Annotated in this window: 11 protein-coding genes; 2 read left to right on the plus strand and 9 right to left on the minus strand. The window is 64.2% G+C overall.

The window, feature by feature from the left end:
* Positions 1 to 116 precede the first annotated feature (116 nt).
* A complete protein-coding gene (gene gdhA, locus C8271_RS01275) occupies positions 117 to 1,463 on the plus strand; it encodes an NADP-specific glutamate dehydrogenase (RefSeq protein ID WP_106505786.1) in 1,347 nt (448 codons plus the stop codon).
* Positions 1,464 to 1,591: 128 nt separating this feature from the next.
* Here the strand turns inward: gdhA and C8271_RS01280 are convergent, their stop codons facing one another.
* On the minus strand, positions 1,592 to 2,683 hold the full coding sequence (locus C8271_RS01280) for an aminoglycoside phosphotransferase family protein (protein WP_245920718.1): 1,092 nt from the start codon (positions 2,681 to 2,683) through the stop codon (positions 1,592 to 1,594).
* Positions 2,684 to 3,048: 365 nt separating this feature from the next.
* Here C8271_RS01280 and C8271_RS01285 point away from each other — a divergent pair, with 365 nt between their 5' ends.
* Positions 3,049 to 3,963, plus strand: coding sequence for a sulfite exporter TauE/SafE family protein (locus tag C8271_RS01285; protein WP_106505788.1), 915 nt, complete (start codon positions 3,049 to 3,051; stop codon positions 3,961 to 3,963).
* Positions 3,964 to 3,978: 15 nt separating this feature from the next.
* Here C8271_RS01285 and C8271_RS01290 read toward each other — a convergent pair whose 3' ends face one another.
* From C8271_RS01290 to C8271_RS01325, 8 genes are all read right to left on the minus strand, one after another.
* Positions 3,979 to 4,875, minus strand: a complete 897-nt coding sequence (locus tag C8271_RS01290; protein ID WP_106505789.1) for a hypothetical protein — start codon at positions 4,873 to 4,875, stop codon at positions 3,979 to 3,981.
* On the minus strand, positions 4,872 to 5,624 hold the full coding sequence (locus C8271_RS01295; RefSeq protein ID WP_138774499.1) for a hypothetical protein: 753 nt from the start codon (positions 5,622 to 5,624) through the stop codon (positions 4,872 to 4,874). Before C8271_RS01295 ends, C8271_RS01290 begins: the two co-directional genes overlap by 4 nt.
* A gap of 375 nt (positions 5,625 to 5,999) precedes the next feature.
* Entirely contained in the window at positions 6,000 to 6,572 is a 573-nt protein-coding gene (locus C8271_RS01300) for a cysteine hydrolase family protein (RefSeq protein WP_106505791.1), read from the minus strand.
* A gap of 36 nt (positions 6,573 to 6,608) precedes the next feature.
* Positions 6,609 to 9,668, minus strand: a complete 3,060-nt coding sequence (locus C8271_RS01305) for a type III restriction-modification system endonuclease (RefSeq protein WP_106505792.1) — start codon at positions 9,666 to 9,668, stop codon at positions 6,609 to 6,611.
* 124 nt (positions 9,669 to 9,792) lie between these two features.
* Entirely contained in the window at positions 9,793 to 11,457 is a 1,665-nt protein-coding gene (locus C8271_RS01310; RefSeq protein ID WP_106505793.1) for an RNA-binding domain-containing protein, read from the minus strand.
* A gap of 2 nt (positions 11,458 to 11,459) precedes the next feature.
* Entirely contained in the window at positions 11,460 to 13,433 is a 1,974-nt protein-coding gene (locus tag C8271_RS01315) for a site-specific DNA-methyltransferase (protein ID WP_170957756.1), read from the minus strand.
* An 11-nt stretch (positions 13,434 to 13,444) separates the two neighbouring features.
* Positions 13,445 to 14,152, minus strand: a complete 708-nt coding sequence (locus C8271_RS01320) for a DUF4391 domain-containing protein (protein WP_106505795.1) — start codon at positions 14,150 to 14,152, stop codon at positions 13,445 to 13,447.
* Positions 14,145 to 17,390, minus strand: coding sequence for a helicase-related protein (locus C8271_RS01325; protein WP_106505796.1), 3,246 nt, complete (start codon positions 17,388 to 17,390; stop codon positions 14,145 to 14,147). Before C8271_RS01325 ends, C8271_RS01320 begins: the two co-directional genes overlap by 8 nt.
* Between the last annotated feature and the right edge of the window lie 9 nt (positions 17,391 to 17,399).

Raw genomic sequence — 17,399 nt, forward strand, 5'->3', positions numbered from 1 at the left:
GCTCTAGCACCCGTCTCACCGTGGACGTCCCGTGCACATCGGGCGGAGGGCTCGTACCCTGGGCGCGTCCTCGTTCCGTCGGATGGGGAGTCACCGCTGATCTGAAAGGTCGTTCCGTGCTGCACGAAACCCTGACATCGACACTCGACGAGGTGCTGCGCCGCAATCCTGGCGAGCCCGAGTTCCACCAGGCCGTGCACGAAGTGTTCGAATCGCTTGAGGCGATCGGCGGCGGCCACGAGGAGTACCGCGCAGCGGGCGTGCTGGAGCGGCTGTGCGAGCCGGAACGGCAGATCATCTTCCGGGTGCCGTGGGTGGACGATGAGGGCCAGGTGCACGTCAACCGCGGTTTCCGTGTCGAGTACAACTCGGCTCTGGGCCCCTACAAGGGCGGTCTGCGGTTCCACCCGTCGGTGAACTTGGGCATCGTGAAGTTCCTGGGCTTCGAGCAGATCTTCAAGAACGCGCTGACGGGCCTGCCGATCGGTGGTGGCAAGGGCGGTTCGGACTTCGATCCGCATGGCCGCTCCGACGGCGAGGTGATGCGCTTTTGCCAGTCGTTCATGACGGAGCTGCACCGCCACCTGGGTGAACAGACGGACGTTCCCGCCGGTGACATCGGCGTGGGCGCCCGCGAGATCGGCTACCTGTTCGGCCAATACAAGCGGCTGACCAACCGCTATGAGGCCGGCACCCTCACCGGGAAGGGCCTGGACTGGGGTGGCTCGCTGGTCCGCAAGGAGGCCACCGGCTACGGCACAGCTTTCTTCGTGGACGAGATGCTGCATGCCCGCGGCGATGGTGGTGTGGATGGTCGACGTGTGGCAGTGTCCGGATCCGGCAACGTGGCGATCTACGCGATCGAGAAGGTGCAGCAGCTCGGCGGCGTCGCGGTGACCGCGTCGGACTCCTCCGGATACGTGGTGGACGATGCCGGTATCGATCTGGATCTGCTCAAGCAGATCAAGGAGGTCGAGCGCGGCCGTATCAGCGAATACGCCGATCGTCGCGGTGGCAGCGCCCGTTTCGTTGAGGGTGGCAGCGTGTGGGATGTCCCCGTGGCGATCGCCCTGCCCTGCGCCACGCAGAACGAGCTCGATGCCGATGCCGCCCGCACACTGATCTCGAACGATGTGCGTGCCGTGGCGGAAGGCGCCAACATGCCGTGCACCCCCGAGGCCGTGGATCTGTTCGCTGAGGCTGGCGTGGCCTTCGGCCCGGGCAAGGCAGCAAACGCCGGCGGCGTGGCCACCTCCGCTCTGGAGATGCAGCAGAACGCCTCCCGGGACAGCTGGAGCTTCGAGTACACCGAGAAGCGACTCGCAGAGATCATGCGCACCATTCACAACACGTGCCTGAGCACCGCTGAAGAGATCGGCCGCCCCGGAGACTATGTGGCGGGCGCCAACATCGCAGGCTTCCGTCGCGTGGCCGACGCAATGCTCGCCTTCGGCATCATCTGATCAGCGGCGCCGGGCAGGTCCGATGGGCCTGCCCGGCGCGACCGTGCGTCGCGCTGCCGTGGTTGGAGGCGGTGCTTTCGTCACTGCGTGTGCTGTTGCGTCGGCGCCATGTCCCAGGGTCGGCGCGCTCACACACCCAGCTCGCGGGCGAGCGTGCCCCGCAGAACGGGCAGAACCTGCTGATGGCGGCCCTCTTCGTAGGCGCAGACCGCAATGTGCACGAGCATGGCGCCGCGCTCGTAAGCGGTCCATGCCCGCATCCGCTCCCGCAGCGCGCCGGGATCCACCAGCGCATCCGGCGCCGGCCCGAGCTGGGCGCGCTCACGTGCGTACTCATGGACGAACGCCTTCACCTGATCGTCCGTCATCGGCACGTACCACGGCCCGCCGTGCACACTGCCACCCAGGATCGCGAGATCCCGGGCAGGATCGTCTGCCTGAGCCCACTCGAAGTCGATGAACACGGGGCCGACGGGAACCTCCGGCGCCGACGGCGTCTGCGGCCACAGGATGTTCGTGGCGCACAGGTCTCCGTGGGTGAGTGACACCGACTCCAGCGCGCTCACCTGCGGAGCGATCTGGGCGACGCGGTCCAGGACAGCGTCCAGCAGGGGATCCAGATCAGCCCGTGCGATCACGTCGGCGTGCTCGTCGCGCCACTGGGAGACGAGCTGCCCCACCTCCGTGAGTAGATCCATGCCGCCCGGTGGCACCTCCGCCCAGGGATCGGGTCCCGGCGTCACGGGCCCGCGAGCGGGGGCGAGCACGGTGTGCAGCTGCGCGAGCCGGCGCGCATGCGCCAGCACATGCTGCGGCGTCCACGCCGACGGTGCGAGCACACGGCCGGGGAGGTAGGACACGACCGCGTACGGCAGCCCCAGCGGCGAGTGCTCAGCCTGATCATGCACGGCGACCGCCGACGGACCGACCCCGGCGGGGATCACGGTGAGCGCCGCGATCTCGCGACTGAGAGCCTGGGTGAGCTCCCCAGGTGCGACGTACGGGATCCGTACCACGAGCGGTGCGTTCTCCTCCGGCTCGAGCAGCCACGCCACGAATCGCTCACCCGCACCCAGCTGACGAACATGAGCGCTGCCGGTCAGAGCGGTAGGCAGGGGAGCGTCGCGATGCTGGCCGGGCAGCTGAACCGGTTCGCCGCTGTGCTGCAGCGGGAGCACAAGGGTGCCCTCATGCCATGCCTCCAGGATCCGTTCGCCCATGGCCGGTGAGGTCGGATCAGGAGCTCGCGTTGCGGACTCGGATGCCGTTGGGGCCGCAGCTGCTGCGCCCGATGGCCGGTCTGACACGGGTGAGTCAGGGCTGGACGCAGCTGGAGAAGCGTGCGGTGGCTGCATCGGTACGTTGCTCCTCCCGGTGATCGCATCGCCTGTGCGCGCGGCAACGGTCAGAAAACCCTATCCCTGATACAGGCCGCTTCTCGGAATACCCTGGTGTGGCGCCGAAGGGCCTCGCAGAAACGCTATACCGCATCTGTTGATGAGCCCCGTGGCGCCCCGAGCACTGATGTCAGGCGCGCCCACGCCGTGCGAGAGCGCGCATGGTCACCGACACCGGAGGAGTCCGCATGGAGATCGCACTGGCCGTGATCATCGGCATCGGTGTGGGTGTGGTGGTCGGTGCGCTCGGTGCGGGCGGCGGCATTCTCGCGGTGCCCGTGCTTGTGATCCTGCTGAACCAGGAGCCGCATGCCGCGACGGCCTCCAGCCTGGTCATCGTGGGGCTCACCGCAGCGGTGAGCATCGTGCATCATGCGCGGCGCGGCAATGTGGCCTGGCGCGATGGGTCGATCTTCGCCGGGGTGTCCGTTGTTGGCGCCGTCGTCGGCTCCCGAGCGTCTGCGCTCGTTCCGGCCCACGTACTGCTGGTGCTGTTCGGCGTCATGCTGGCGGTGATCGCGGTGCTCATGGCCCGTCGCGCACGGGCCACGCGGCGCGACGAGCACCAGAGCATGGCTGCGACGAATACCCATCAGCCACCGCTGGATCACCATGACGATCCCGTGCTCGATGCCCCCGGTCCTGATCGAGTGCTCACCGCCGACGGGCACGAGCAGATACACGGAGCCTCAGAACCTGCTCACCCGTCATCGCACACGCGACCGACGGGCCAAGCCCGGGTGCCGGTGGTTGTGGCAGCGGCACTGTTCACCGGCGCGTTGACCGGGTTCTTCGGGGTGGGTGGCGGTTTCGTCGTGGTGCCGATGCTCGTGATCGCCCTGGGTCTGGCCATGCGGCGAGCTTCCGGCACGAGCCTGTTGGTGATGATCGTGGCGACCGGCGTGAGCCTGCTTGCGAGGATCGGCACCGACGTCTCGATCGACTGGGCCGTGACTCTCGCCTTCGCCGCCGGTTCCATGATCGGTGGCGCACTGGGTGGGCCGCTCTCGGCGAAGGCGCGCCCGTCGACACTCACCTGGATTTTCGCTGGGCTACTGGCCGTGGTGTCGGCCGTGACGCTGCTTCAGACGCTGTTCGCCTGAGTCGTCGCCTGTGCGCTACCAGGAGAGTGTCACCAAAGCAGCCTCGGAATCTTTGACGACGCCCGTCATGGATGCTGTGGGCAGGGCAGGCGCAGTGGACCGAGTGTGTGGGACGTGCCCCTCGACTGATTCGATGCGCCGCGTGAACCGGAAGTGGCCGCCGGTGGGCGGGCCCGACACGGTGGCGGACAGCAGCGTTGTGGGCACCAGGCTGACCGCGCGGAACTCGTGGGCAGCGCCAGGTGCACAGGTCACCGGATACTGCAGATCGATCACGCTGGCCTCACCTGCCAACAGAGGACGTGGCAGGATCACCTCCACCAGGCGCATGGTGCGCCGTATAGCACCCTCACGACCCAGGCTCGCTCCGGCCACCGTTGTGAGGGTCGTGAGCGTGGTGCCGCTCCCCAGACCCATGGCGTCCAGGGCGACGATGATCCTGTCCAGACCATCGTGCACAGCGTGCACCACATTGCGCTGGGAGACCTGCCCTTCGTGTTCGTTCTCCAGCTGCACAGTGGTCACCACGATGTCGCGGAAATAGCCGATGGGCTGTGCCAGGCCCCACTCACGCACCAGCGCACCGCTGTCCGCGCCCAGGCCAGCGATCGTTGGCGCAACGCTCCTGTGTTCGGGGACGTCCCACTGGTACAGGTGGCGATGCAGCATGCCGGTCCCGATCCCGAGGACACTCTCCAGGGTGTCGATGAGGGCTATAGATGAGCGGCGTGTGGGGAGGGATGCCGCTGATGCCCAGGACCGCAGTGTTGGTGCCGTGATCGGCGCGCCGCGCAGGGTCATCTCTTCAGCCAGCGCACGGAAAGACAGTCCGCGCGCAGCGATCGCTTGCGAGAGCGTATCGGCGAACCCGGTGTCCTGCGTCTGAGGAGTCTGGCGCGCGGTTCGGGTCACTGTTCGGCCCCCGGCCAGGTCCAGAAGTGTGCGACGCCGCCACCGGAAACCATGTTAGTGCCCTGCGCCACGGCACGGTTCCCGCACAGAGCGAGCCGGCGTCGTTCGTGCTTCGTGTACTCGGGGTCGCCCATCCGGGTGCTCGTGCGCTGTTCGATGAGTATCGGCAGCTGCTCGGGCGAGAAATCCACGCAGATCGTCATCTGCCCGATGGGGCTGGCGCTGCGTAGCTGGTGGCAGGCCTGCCCTGTTTGTGGGGGCTCGGGGCCGTTCACTGGGGTCACCGTGAACTCGATCGTGGTGATATCCCCCTTATCCAGGGGGGCGTCGAACACGAACTCACTGATCGTCTGTCCGCTCGTGCGGGAGACTCGCCGCCTGCCCAGGCGCGCGCCGGACTGCGGTTCGGAGACGCGCACGTATCGCGAATCTTCGGTGAACAGATCGGAGAAAGTAGAGGTGAGAATACGGTCCACTCCGTCATCGAGTGCTTCGAGCATCATGGTGCAGGTGGATCCTGCCCAGGATCGGTTCTCGTCGATCCGCACGACGTCGAGGATGGCAAGTCGCTTCACACCACCCGCCACGGGGAGGCCGAAGTCTTTCTGGGCAGCTAAGAACTCTTCGCCATGTTGAAGCACGATGGCCGGATCAGAGGTGGTTGTCCACCACTGTGAGGATCCGGTGAGGGGAACGTGATCGGCATCCACCAGGTAACCAGGCGGGGTGGCGAGGATCACCTCGAGCATCTCCACCGCCTTCTTGCCCTCGGCGCGTCGTGGGCGGGTGCGGCCGTTGCGCCAGAGTGACAGTGTGGACGCGGAGCAGGAGACATCGTACTGGCGCAGGTGCGCGCAGATGCGTTGCAGGCCCAGGCCACGGCGCTCGATCGCAGTTCGGAGACGCTCGGGGAACGGGCCATCCGGCCACGGCTCGGTGGTGTCGATGCGCTCCAGGTCTGTCCCCTTTCATCAGGCCCCCAGATCCTCTGGGCAGGGCGAGCGGAATGGGCCGCGTGCTCGGCGAGGTTCGGCGCTATCCGCCGAGACTGATTCTCGCCTTTAGTACCGCTCGCACAGAAAAGGCTCGTCCAGATGATAGCCGGTTTTGGACAAGCGTCGCGCTCAGGGGGTCGGTGTGAGCAGCATCGCGGAGGATGTGAGCGTCACCTGCGGCGGGAACAGTTCCATGACCGCGAGCGCAGCGCGGCCGTTCTCCTGTGTCGAGGCAGCCACCGCGTCGGTGACGACGGTGAGGTGCGCACCGGCATCGGCGGCGGCGAGCACGGTGGAGATCACGCAGCAGTCCGTGGACACGCCCGTGACCCACAGATGCGCTCCAGAGCCGACCGCGGCCTCGAGCTGTGGCCCCCACTTGCCGAAGGTCGGCTCATCAATGAGCGGGTGTGCGGTCAGGTCGGCGGCGCCGTCCACCAGGGAGTACAGCGGATCCTCGGCGGGCACATCCGCGAAGGGCCACGCCTGGAAGTACGCGCCCCAGCTGGTTGATCGATCTGCCGTGGGCAGCCAGCGTGTCACCAGGGTGCGCTGTGGCCCCACGTGCGCGGCGAGTGTCCGTATCCGTTCGAAGGCTGCTGGGAAGAACGGTGAGGCCCAGTCCGAGGCGGGGTCGGCGAAGATTCGCTGCGGGTCGATCACCAGCAGCCAGGGATCAGCGGAGGCGGGGGAGGAGCTCATGCTCGAACAGTACGCGGCGGGCGCCGAATGTGGGGGTCAGCTGCGTGCACGCGAGAAGAGCTCGTCCACGTCGGTGACGACGTCGTAGGTCACGGATCCGTCCTGCCCGGCATTGAGAGCGGCGAAGAATCTGCGCGCTGCTGTGATCTTCGCGTTCTCGGTGCCGCGGCGCTCGATATCGGCGTGCGTCGACTTCGTCTCTGCGACGAAGAAGACGTGCTCGACGGAGCCTTCCGTGAAGGCGATCGCCCAGTCGGGGTTGTAGTCGCCCACGGGTGTGGGGATCACGAATCCGTGAGGGAGCTTCGCGTACACAATGACGTCGTCGCTCGTGTCGAGGTCTTCGACGAAGCGTCTCTCGACTGCTGAGTCGGTGACCGCGTACTCATAGATGTGGCGGTTCAGCTTCGTGGCATGGGTGAGGTCGTACTTGGTGCGGTCGGCGGTGAACAGGGCATCGCTGTGGCGCTCCTCGCGCAGTGAGTAGCGGAGGTTCTCGAGGATCAGGGTGGCCTTTTGCTCGTTGATGATCCGTGCGCTCTCCCGCAGGAACTGCTCTGGGTTCTGTGCGAAGCGGGCGAAGGTGTTCGGTGTGATGCGGCTGAGGATCGTGCCGATCGTCCGGCGGGTCAGGGCGGTGTGCTCGGCGAGCTCACCGATGAGGTCGTAGGCCACGGATGATTCGACGGTGTCGACGGGTGTCTCGCTGGAATGCGCTGCGCGGGAGAAGCTGCGTCCATCGCCGACGTCGTCCGAGGTCATCGAGACGTTCTGTGCTCCGCGGTCCACGCGGTACGTCATCCGATCCACGTGGAGGCCGTGGTCAAGGGCGGCGACAGAGGACGTGATGAGGGTCTGCGTATCGAAGTCGACGTGGTAGGTAGCCCGGCGGTTGATCCGTGACCAGAGCTCACGGAATGTCGGCCCGTCGAACAGTTCCTTGTTCAAGGGGATCGGCTTGGCTCTGCGATCGTCGGTGGGGGCTGGGATATCGATGACGAGTGAGTCGACGATCTGGGTGACCTGGTAGTGGTAGGGCTCCAGGGCCTCGGGAAGCGCGGGCATCGGATCAAGGGTGTCGCGTTGGTGCCACAGATCGGTGAGGCGGTCATCGAGGTCGATGAAGTCGTTCTTGGCGAGCCAGCGGCACAGCTGTTTGGCTTCGAGCTCGGTGATGGCGTGCTCGACTCCGGTGGTGGGGTGGGTGATCTTCTTCCCGGTGAAGAATTCGGGCGTTGCGGCGCGCGGCCGCGATGCGAGGGTTTCGGAGATCTCTTTCTGCAGCCCGGTGACGAACTCGGTGTAGCTCTCATCGGTGACGACGGTGAGTTCATTGACCTCGTGTACGCGGGCGGGGTCGTCCACGCGCTCGCCGGCCTGGTTGACGCAGAGCCGCAGCCCGCGACCGATTTCCTGGCGGCGGGAGATGGTGCTGTCGGATTTCTTGAGCATGCCCATCACGAACACGTTGGGGTTGTCCCAGCCTTCGCGCAGCGCGGAGTGGGAGAACAGGAACCGCACGGGCTCGCTCTGGGAGAGCAGGCGTTCCTTGTCTTTGAGGATCAGGTCGTAAGCGGATTCGTCGGTGGCAAGGCCCTTGTCTTCGCCGCGGCCGGCGATCTTCGGGTCGATCAGCCGGTTGGTTTTCTTGTCCACGGAGAAGTAGCCCGCATGCACGGCGGAGGCTGTGTCGCGTTGGAGGAAGGCCAGGTAGTCCGCTTCGGCGTCATGGAGGGCGAGGGACTGCTGGAGCTCGCTGACGGCCCGCTGGTATTCCTCTTCGAAGATCCGGGCGTAGGTGCCGAGCGTGTCCTCACGCGTGTAGTCGCGGTAATGGGCGACTTCGTCGATGAAGAACAGGGAGAGCACCTTGATGCCCTCCGCGAAGAGCGAGCGTTCCTTCGTGAGGTGAGCGTCGATGACTTCGCGGATCTGGATCCGGCGTTTGGTCTCGTCCACCACGGTGTTCGCGGTGATCTGACCACTGTCGATCACGGCGCCGTTGCTGAGCTCGACCACGTCCTGCACAGCGTCGATGTCGGTGATGAACAGGCCGCGGTATGCCTCGATGCCGCCGGACACGTCGTACAGGTTGGTGCCGTGGTCGAGCAGCCGCATGGTTCTGCGGATCGCCCCGGTGGGGGACTTCGTTTCGATCTCCATGCGGGCGCGCGGTGCGCGACCTGCGGCGATTTCGATGGAGTCGAGGTACATGTAGGCGTCGAGCCCGGCGATGCCGTGCACGGTGATGCCGCGAACGGCGATGCGTTTGACGAGCTTTTGGTTGTAGGCGTCGACGGCGTCGAGTCGGTGGATGAGGGTGCGCGGCACTTTGTGCGTGGCGGAGTAGCGCAGGATGAACAGGCTGTTGAAGCGGGCGAGCGCATCGAGGGTCTTCTTCGCTTCGAGCCGCTGTGGTTCGTCGATGATGACGATCGGACGGTTCGCAGCGATCACGTCGATCGGCCTGCGGGACTGGAAGTCGTCGAGCACTTCGTAGATGCGCCGGGCGTCTTTGCCGGTGGCGTTGAAGGCCTGAATATTGATGATCATGACTCGGATGCCGGCATCCGAGCTGAAGGTCTCGATCTCGTGGAGGCGGCTGGAGTTGTAGACGAAGGCGCGCGGTGTGGTGCCGTAGTCCTGCTGGAAGTGTGCGGCGGTGAGCTCGAAGCTCTTGAGCACGCCTTCGCGGATCGCAACAGAGGGCACGACGACGATGAACTTCGACCACCCGTACTGCTTGTGCAGCTCCATGATCGTCTTGATGTAGACGTAGGTCTTTCCGGTTCCGGTCTCCATCTCGATGTCGAGGTTGGGGGCCGACGGGGCAGCGGGGCTGTGCGCGAGGGCCGTGCTGGTGGCTAGCCGGCGCCGCGGGTCGGTCTGGACGGCGTGGATGTTGGCGAGTAGTTCGGCCTCGGACAGTTCGAGTTCGGCGTTGCGGAATCCGGAGTCGTCCGAGGAGATCTGGCGACGAGCCCCGGGGTCGACGCGGTAGCGGGTGGGGTCGCGGCGTGGCTGGCCGGTGAAGCAGTCGACCACGGCGTCGACGGCGTCGGCCTGGAACTGCTGGTGCTTGAACTGGAGCTTCACGGTGACCTCAGGGGGCTTGCTTAACTACACACAACTGCGCGGTGCAAAAATCAACGATGACCTGCGGTGATGCTGCCGTCACTGATTTTTCGATGGTTCTGTGGCTGAAAACTGGACATTTCTATCAAAGGAGCTCCCAGCGTGGGGACCCGCGCGATCCCCGGTTGACGATCACGCCTCGGCGCGCGAGCTTCTGGAGTAGGTTGTGGATCTTGTTCCGCTTCTGGTCCTGGGTGAGTGCGGTGCTCAGCAGCGGGGTGAGGAGCGTATCGATCTCTTGACGGCTGGCGTGCCCGCGGGACTCCAGGTAGTCGGTGAGGAGCTTCGCGTAGTGCTCGTCGCTCTGTGTTCTCGTGCGGACGTAGTCGGCCAGGGAGTCGGTTGTTCGGGCGACTTCAGCGCTCACATGAAGATGCGGCCTGCGTCCTTCGATGAGGTTGTTGCGACGCAGTCGCTTTACGGTGGTGTCATCGAGGGGAAGACTCTTCTGCACCCGATCCAGAGCGAGGACATCGCGCAGATCAAGATCTGTGCGGGCCATGAGCTGGCTAGTGTATTTGGCGTCGAGAACGCTGCCGTAGATCGTGACCCGTACATGGCGCGGGTCTGAGAGATCGTAGTCGGGTAGTGGCAGGTAGCGCTGGCGTTGGGACTCGTGGATTTTCCAGATGCCGTATCCGCGGCGGTCAATCATCTTCACATCGCTCATTGCGCGGGCGAGTAGTGGGTTGCGGTAATGCTCCGGAGGGTGCGGTGTGAAGAGATAGTCTTCAACGGGGCGTCCCTCGATAAATGTTCCGGGGTTTGTGAGCACCAGTCGGTCATTGTATTCCAGCAGGCTGATGCGTTTCCCTTGAGTCCAGTCGGCGTGAGCGAGGGCGTTGTGGATGGCCTCGAGAACGGCCTCACGGTCGTACTTGGCAACTTCGGTCTGTATCAGCGTGCCAGGTCGCAGCATTCGGAGCTGGAACGTCCGGATTCGCTCCCAGATCTTCGTGGTCGTGAGCAGGAATGGAGGGGAGAAGTGCTCGTAAGCGCGGGATTCATCAGGCAGTATCCATGTGATCTCTCCGGCGTCACCGGGGATGTGATGCTGTGTCCAGGGCCTACCGAGGAGCAGGAGTGCCGCGTAGGTGAGAAGTCCTGAACGCATCAGGCCAAGGCGCGTCAGGAACTCGGACAGTGGCCAACCGGTGATGGTGGCAAACGGGATGCTGACCTGGTCGGCATAGTTGTGTTGGGCGAGACGGACCGCGTCAGGGTCGAGGTCGTCGAGGGCTGCCTCTGGGGCGGTGAGCGCGGACCAGTCTTCGATGGGGGAGAAGCGGCGGAGCTGGTCGAGCTTGTCGATCGAGAGGGCGACGAGTGAGTCGCCTGCGCGGCCGTAGTAGTGACCCTTCCACGCAACAGCTTGACCTGTGGGGGCGGCTGGGATTGCGAAGATCAGAACCCGCCCGTTCGGATGGTCGACCTCCATGATGTTCCTGAAGGTCGCGGCGGGAGATGTGTCGTGGTGGATCTGGTGCTTGAGGCCGTCCAGTCTCTTCGGGTCAGGCCTGTAGCTGGTTCCTACGACGGCTCGGTCCTTGTCACGAACTCCGAAGACGAGCCACGCATGGTCGGATCCGGCCAAGGACGCCTCGTTGGCCAGGGCAGAGAAGTACTTGCCGAGTTCGGAGGTGCTGAAGTCCGTCGTTGCTTCCTTGAACTCGACGACTTCGCTCTCGCCAACTGCAAGCAGATGCTCGAGCAGCTGGCGGGGTGAGGTCTCAGACGAGTTTATGGGCATGCTCAGATGACCTTCACATCGGTCACGCTGGAGTGCTCGGTGAAGATCTGCTCCACGTTGATCCGCAGGGCGTCGCTGGTGAATGCGCTGTCCCGGAAGACGGCGCGCAGCGGCTGCAACGCCGCGATCTCGCGTGCGAGTTCTTCGGTGGCGTTCCCCTCGAAGCAGGCAACGAGCGCGCCACCATCGACGATGAACACCTCACGCCCGGCGATCGTGGTGCGTTCAATCGGCAACGAGAGTTCCAGCCCCCAATCCAGCATGACCTGGAAGAGCAGGTCCTCGGCGGTGCGTCCGGACTTCACGCTGCTGACGAACTCCATCACATTGTCCTGGTCGTACGCCGACGGGGTGAGCGTGGTCTCGTTCATGTTCGTGGTGTCGATGCGAAATGCGCGGAAGCCGAGGTCAGGGTGCGGTGCAGCATGATTCATTGTCTCGCGAAGCTCGTTCCCGGACCGCCGGATTCTTTCCCTGCACAGCGAAGAGATCGTCTGATGCCCTGCACGCATGGCGGCAGAGTCGGATTCAAGTTCCTCGGGCAGCTGAACTGCGATCCAGCGGCGATGTCCGCCGTCTTCCGCGTTCAGAGTCATCACGGCATGAGATGTTGACCCGGAGCCAGCGAAGAAATCGAGGATGATCGCGTGCTTGTCGCCGCTTGTTGTGGCATTTATCCATGTCTTGAGGACGTCGATGTCCTTTGGGTAGTCGAAGACTCTTGCGCCCATAAGACGCGACAAAGAGTCGCTCGCTGGGGCTCGCTCCTGAGAAATAACTGGGCGGATGGCCTGATGGCTCATATCTCGGAGGAGTCTCTTGAATCTTGGTGTTGTAGTTTCGTCCTCACCAAAAAGTATATGACCATCCTTTATTCTCTGATCCATTGCGTCCTTGGTGAGCCTCCAGCCATTTCGGTGCATGGGTACCGGCTTTAGTGTGGTTGGGTGGAGTACGTCATACATGAGGTTTTTTCTGGGGTTTGGGCTGGCGAGGTTGTCCCGCGTGAAAATGTTGCCATTTGAGTCGATCTCAGAGTATGCGCGAAGTCCGGCCTCTACGTCCGGTTTTGTTTTCCACCATTCGCGAAAAAGGTTGGTCGCTTTGGCTTGGTCTCCGTCGGATAGGTCCCATGCGTTCCGGCCTGCCTCAAGAACGTCTTCATATCCAGCCTTAGGGCTTTTGAATCTGACGTCGTTGGCGATTAGGGCACGCCTGCTCCGGGCGTAGATGAGCATATAGTCAACTCCGCCGGCAGTGAAGCGCGCATCATTCTTTCCGGAACCCTGCCACACCGCGTTTGCAAGGAAGTTGTCGCTACCGAAAATTTGATCCATCGCGGCTCGAAGATTGGCGTGCTCGCCATCGTCGATCGCGGCGATGATGACGCCATCCTCGGTGAGTAAGTTCCGCGCCAGCTTCAGGCGTGGATACATCATGCTCAGCCAGTCCGAGTGGAAACGCCCGTTGGACTCCGGGTTCGATGTGAGGCCCACGCCGTCCTCGTCGCGCTGACCGGAGCGCTCGAGGTAGTCCTTCGAGGTCTTCGCGAAGCTGTCGTTGTACACGAAGTCATGCCCCGTGTTGTACGGCGGGTCGATGTAGATCAGCTTGACCTTGCCCAGGTAGCTCTCCTGCAGGAGTTTCAAGGCGTCCAGGTTGTCGCCCTCGATGAAGATGTTCTTCGTGGTGTCGAAATCGACGGACTCCTCGCGCTGAGGGCGCAGCGTCTTCGCGATCGGAGCATTCGCGGCGAACAGCGCTTCTCGCTTGCCCGGCCAGTCCAGCTGGTACCGCTCCTGAGGACCCTCCACCACATGGTCGGAGAGCTCCTGGCGCAGCAGATCGAAGTCGATCCCGCGCGTCACATTCCCCTCAGCGTCGCGGGTCTCCGTCACCACAGACGGGAACAGCTCCGCCAGGCGATCAATGTTCGCTGCGGTGCCATCCGCCGAATGCATCTTCAGGTGCTCCACGTCGTACTCCTTCATCGGGCATCAGGGCCTGGGCCCACCTCGAGCGCTGTACGCGCTGCCTGCAACGAGCGCAGTTCGCGATGCAGCTCCACTCGACGGTTGAACTGCACCTCGCGACGCATACGCGACTCCACCTGCGTGATCTGGCGATCAAGATGGCCAGCTTCCCTCATTGTGGCAGCGACCTGGGACACACGAGCGCTACGCGGGCACACCACCGGGAGGATCGGCGCCAGAACAGCCAGATACAGCAGTTCCAGATCCGCCGCCGCAGGAAGCGGGCGCCGGGCAGCCGTGGCCGCCTCCCACGGTCCGGCCGCCATCGGCACCTTCACCGTCGAACCGGCACGTTCCCGCGGGAACGCGACCATGCGTGACTCACGTCCTGCCACGCCGTCCCGCGCGAGCTCCAGCACCGTCACATGAGGGATCGCCCGGTCGATCAGCGCAAGCACATCCGCAGGCAGATCGTCTGCCCGCAGGTCAATCTCGACGATCACGAACTCCGGCACAGCCTCTGTTCCGCCCAGGCCCATCAGCGCGGGGGACAGTGAATACGCCCACCGGATCTGCTCAACATCCTCGGTGAGCGCGGTGCGCAGCGCCGTTGGAGCTGCCGACCTGCCAGCGAGCTGACGCTTAGGAATCACTCGCCCCATCCGTGCCGCCTCGGGCCAGCGCACCAGGCTGGAAGACGCCAGCTGAGCGTGATCAGTCATCAGCACTCCGGATCGCCACGAACGCCGTCAGCTCCACAGCATCCAGATCGGCACGTGCCTGCGGCGGTGCAGCGGTCATCCCTGGCATGAACAGGCTATCCATCACACTGCGCTCCTCAGCCTCCGTGATCGACGCGATCGCAGTGGATAGCAGCCGCGAATAGTTCCCCATACGGGCGCCGTCGGCCGTCTGGATGTTGAACGGCTCGAACACGGCCGGGATCGGATCAGCGTGCGCGCGGCATGCCATCCGCAGCAGCTCCAGAACACGTCGCGGATTCGTATGCGGCACCACCACCTCCCCGCCCTCATCGAGATACACGAGGTAGTGAGGATGCAGCTGGTTCCTGCCCGACGTCGCATCGTCGGCCTTCACCCAGCGCAACGCGAAGATCACACCCGGAACCAGCCCCTTCTCCGGGGCGGCGGGCACCACCGTGTGCAGGCCCCGCGGTGCCGTGGCCACAGAATCGTCATCGCGGCAGTGCGACTGCAGATCCATGTGGAAATCGTTCAAGCCCAGATCCGTGATCGAGACACCAGAGCGGGTGTCCTCCAGATCCACGATCTCGTGCTGAAGGCGCTCCAGCTGCCGCCGACGGAACGCGGCCTCATGTGACTCCGCGGGATCCAACAGGTTGTCATCCCCGGTTGCCGCCAGATTCGTGATTCGCATCCGGCTCTCCACACGCTCCACCAGTCGGATGTACTGATCCAAATCCACGTCGGGCCAGAAGTTCACCAGCTGGATCCGTTCGTTCGTCGACCCGATGCGATCCACACGCCCGAAACGCTGCACGATCCGCACCGGGTTCCAGTGGATGTCGTAGTTGACCACCATGTCGCAATCCTGGAGGTTCTGGCCCTCACTGATGCAGTCCGTCGCGATCAGGACATCAACCTCTCGCGTATCCCCTGGCATGAGAACATCCCGCCGCTTCGAGCGTGGAGAGAAGAGTGTCAGTGCATCCGCGAAATCGATGCCTTTGCCCAGAGTCGATCGTGCGGCCGAGGCCCCACCGGTCACCAGCGCCGTATGGAGGCCGCCCCGCTGCAACGCTGGGGCGACGTTGTCGTACAGGTACTCCGCGGTGTCAGCGAACGCCGTGAACACCAGGATCTTCCGGTTCCCGTTATTGAGCGGGGACGCGATCTTCTCATCGATCACAGACATCAGCGCCCGCAGCTTCGCGTCACGGTCCGCATCGATGCCGGCTAGACCCTCCAGCAGCCCCGTGAGGATGAGCTCGTCGGCCTCGAGATCAGCACGGAAGCTCACATCGTCCAGGTCATCCAGGTGGATCTTGACCGTGCGGCCCACATGCGTGGGCACCGTGAGGTCATCCTGGGCATCCTCATCGAGGTTCTCCCAGTCCACGGCCTCCTCGAGGGGCTGGCTGGCATTCAGCGCCGCAAGATCGCTCTGCACCTGATCCAGCACGTTCTGCAGTGTGCGACGGAATGCCTCGACAGAGCTCTCCAGGCGCTTCAGCAGGTTCGTTGTCATGAGCCGTTTGATGCCCTGTTCGCGTGAGTGAGCCCCGAGATTCGAGATGTCGCCCTTGCGGCTGTTCTGGCCTGCGCCCGCATTGCCGTACTCCTGCTCGTAGGCCGCCAGACGACTGGGATGCACATAGCTCAGCGGCGTGTACGTCGCGAGCGTGAGATCCGCGAGCCGATCAGCGATCTGTTCGAAACCTGGCACATCCTCCAGAGTGGTCAGTGCCGGGCGCTCCGAGCGGGGAGGCATGCGCGTGGGGAACGACCCGATCGCGGAGGTGTCGTAGAACTCCGTCACCTGCTTGCGGGACCGCGCGATCGTGACCGCATCGAGCACGGTGAAGAAGTCCATGTCCAGCATTCGCAGCAGGGCTGTGGTGCTGCGGTCCTCCGCAGGGCGCTTCGACCAGTCATTGAAGGCCGTCTGCGCACGACGGAACACCTCATCGAGAGTCGTCCCCAGATTCATCTGGGCAGCGACCTGCTCCTCTATGCCGTCAACCGCAAGGTTCAGCTGATTTCGCAGGTCGAGGAAGCGGTTGTTCACCGGCGTGGCGGAGAGCATCAGAACCTTCGTGGCCACACCCTCGCGGATCACCTTGCGCAGCAGCGCGTCGTACCGCGTCTCGCGGTCCTCATGATGGATCGCGTTGCGGAAGTTGTGGGACTCATCGATGACCACAAGGTCATAGTTGCCCCAGTTGAAGTCGCGGAGCGCCTGACCCATCGATTCGCCGCGGTCGCGCTGCAGGTCGGTGTGTGCGAGAACGTCGAAGCGGAACCTGTCCTCCGCCAAAGGATTGGAGCGCCGGTTCTGCCGGAACGTGAGCCAGTTGTCGCACAGCTTCTTCGGAGCCAGGACCAGCACCCTGTCGTTGCGCTCCTCGTAGTACTTGATGACCGCAAGAGCGGTGAAGGTCTTGCCCAGGCCCACGCTGTCCGCCAGGATGCAGCCGTTGAATCGCTCGAGCTTGTTGATCAGGCCGGTGGCGGCATCAGCCTGGAAGTCGTACAGGGCCTTCCACACGGCGCTGTCGCGGTAGCCGGTGTGCTCGTTGGGGAGCGCGTCCGTGAAGACCTCGGTGAGGAACTCGGCGAAGACCGAGTACAACACCACGTAGTAGAGGAACTGCGGTGGATTCTCGGCGAACACACGGCCGATCTGGGCCGCAATCTCCTCGGTGATGTCCCGCGAGAGCTCCGAGTCCTCCCACAGCGCCTCAAAGCGCTGGAGGAACTGCGGGACCGAGTCAGCGTCGAGCGTCGTGATCAGCTGCGAGTAGCCAGCTGAGGGTGAGAGCCCAAGATCCACCGTGGTGAAATCCGTGAATCCGACGTACCCCATGCGGTCGCTGATCATTGCGGCAGGCTGCTGCCGCGGAGCGTTCGACGCACGGAACGAGGCCTTTCGACGCACCCAGTTGGCGCACTCGCGTGCAATGTGGCGCTGGGTGAGCTCATTGCGCAGACGCAGCTCGAACTCCGTGCCATACAGCGAGGACTCCGCGGGATCCCGGTGGTCGACATTGAACACGCGCCGCTGCGAGGATGACCCCTTCTCGAATGCGGGGGAGGTGAACAGGAACTGGAACTCCTCAACGGACTCCAGCTCATCGCGCAGGGCCTCGAAGGCGTACAGGGAGAACGTCGCCGCGGCGACGCGCACGACGTCACCTGCCCGGATCTCTCCCCGCAGATCGTCGACCCACAGTGTTGAGACGTTGTCGATGACCCGCATCGCGCTCCT

This window comes from Brachybacterium timonense, assembly GCF_900258505.1.
Taxonomy (GTDB): domain Bacteria; phylum Actinomycetota; class Actinomycetes; order Actinomycetales; family Dermabacteraceae; genus Brachybacterium; species Brachybacterium timonense.

What these genes read in the sequence shown, in the direction of transcription:
- C8271_RS01280 (WP_245920718.1), bottom strand. Translation starts at nt 2,683, where the DNA reads ATGGGCGAACGGATCCTGGAGGCATGGCATGAGGGCACCCTTGTGCTC.
- C8271_RS01285 (WP_106505788.1), top strand. Translation starts at nt 3,049, where the DNA reads ATGGAGATCGCACTGGCCGTGATCATCGGCATCGGTGTGGGTGTGGTG.
- C8271_RS01295 (WP_138774499.1), bottom strand. Translation starts at nt 5,624, where the DNA reads ATGCTCGAGGTGATCCTCGCCACCCCGCCTGGTTACCTGGTGGATGCC.
- C8271_RS01300 (WP_106505791.1), bottom strand. Translation starts at nt 6,572, where the DNA reads ATGAGCTCCTCCCCCGCCTCCGCTGATCCCTGGCTGCTGGTGATCGAC.
- C8271_RS01310 (WP_106505793.1), bottom strand. Translation starts at nt 11,457, where the DNA reads ATGCCCATAAACTCGTCTGAGACCTCACCCCGCCAGCTGCTCGAGCAT.
- C8271_RS01325 (WP_106505796.1), bottom strand. Translation starts at nt 17,390, where the DNA reads ATGCGGGTCATCGACAACGTCTCAACACTGTGGGTCGACGATCTGCGG.
- C8271_RS01320 (WP_106505795.1), bottom strand. Translation starts at nt 14,152, where the DNA reads ATGACTGATCACGCTCAGCTGGCGTCTTCCAGCCTGGTGCGCTGGCCC.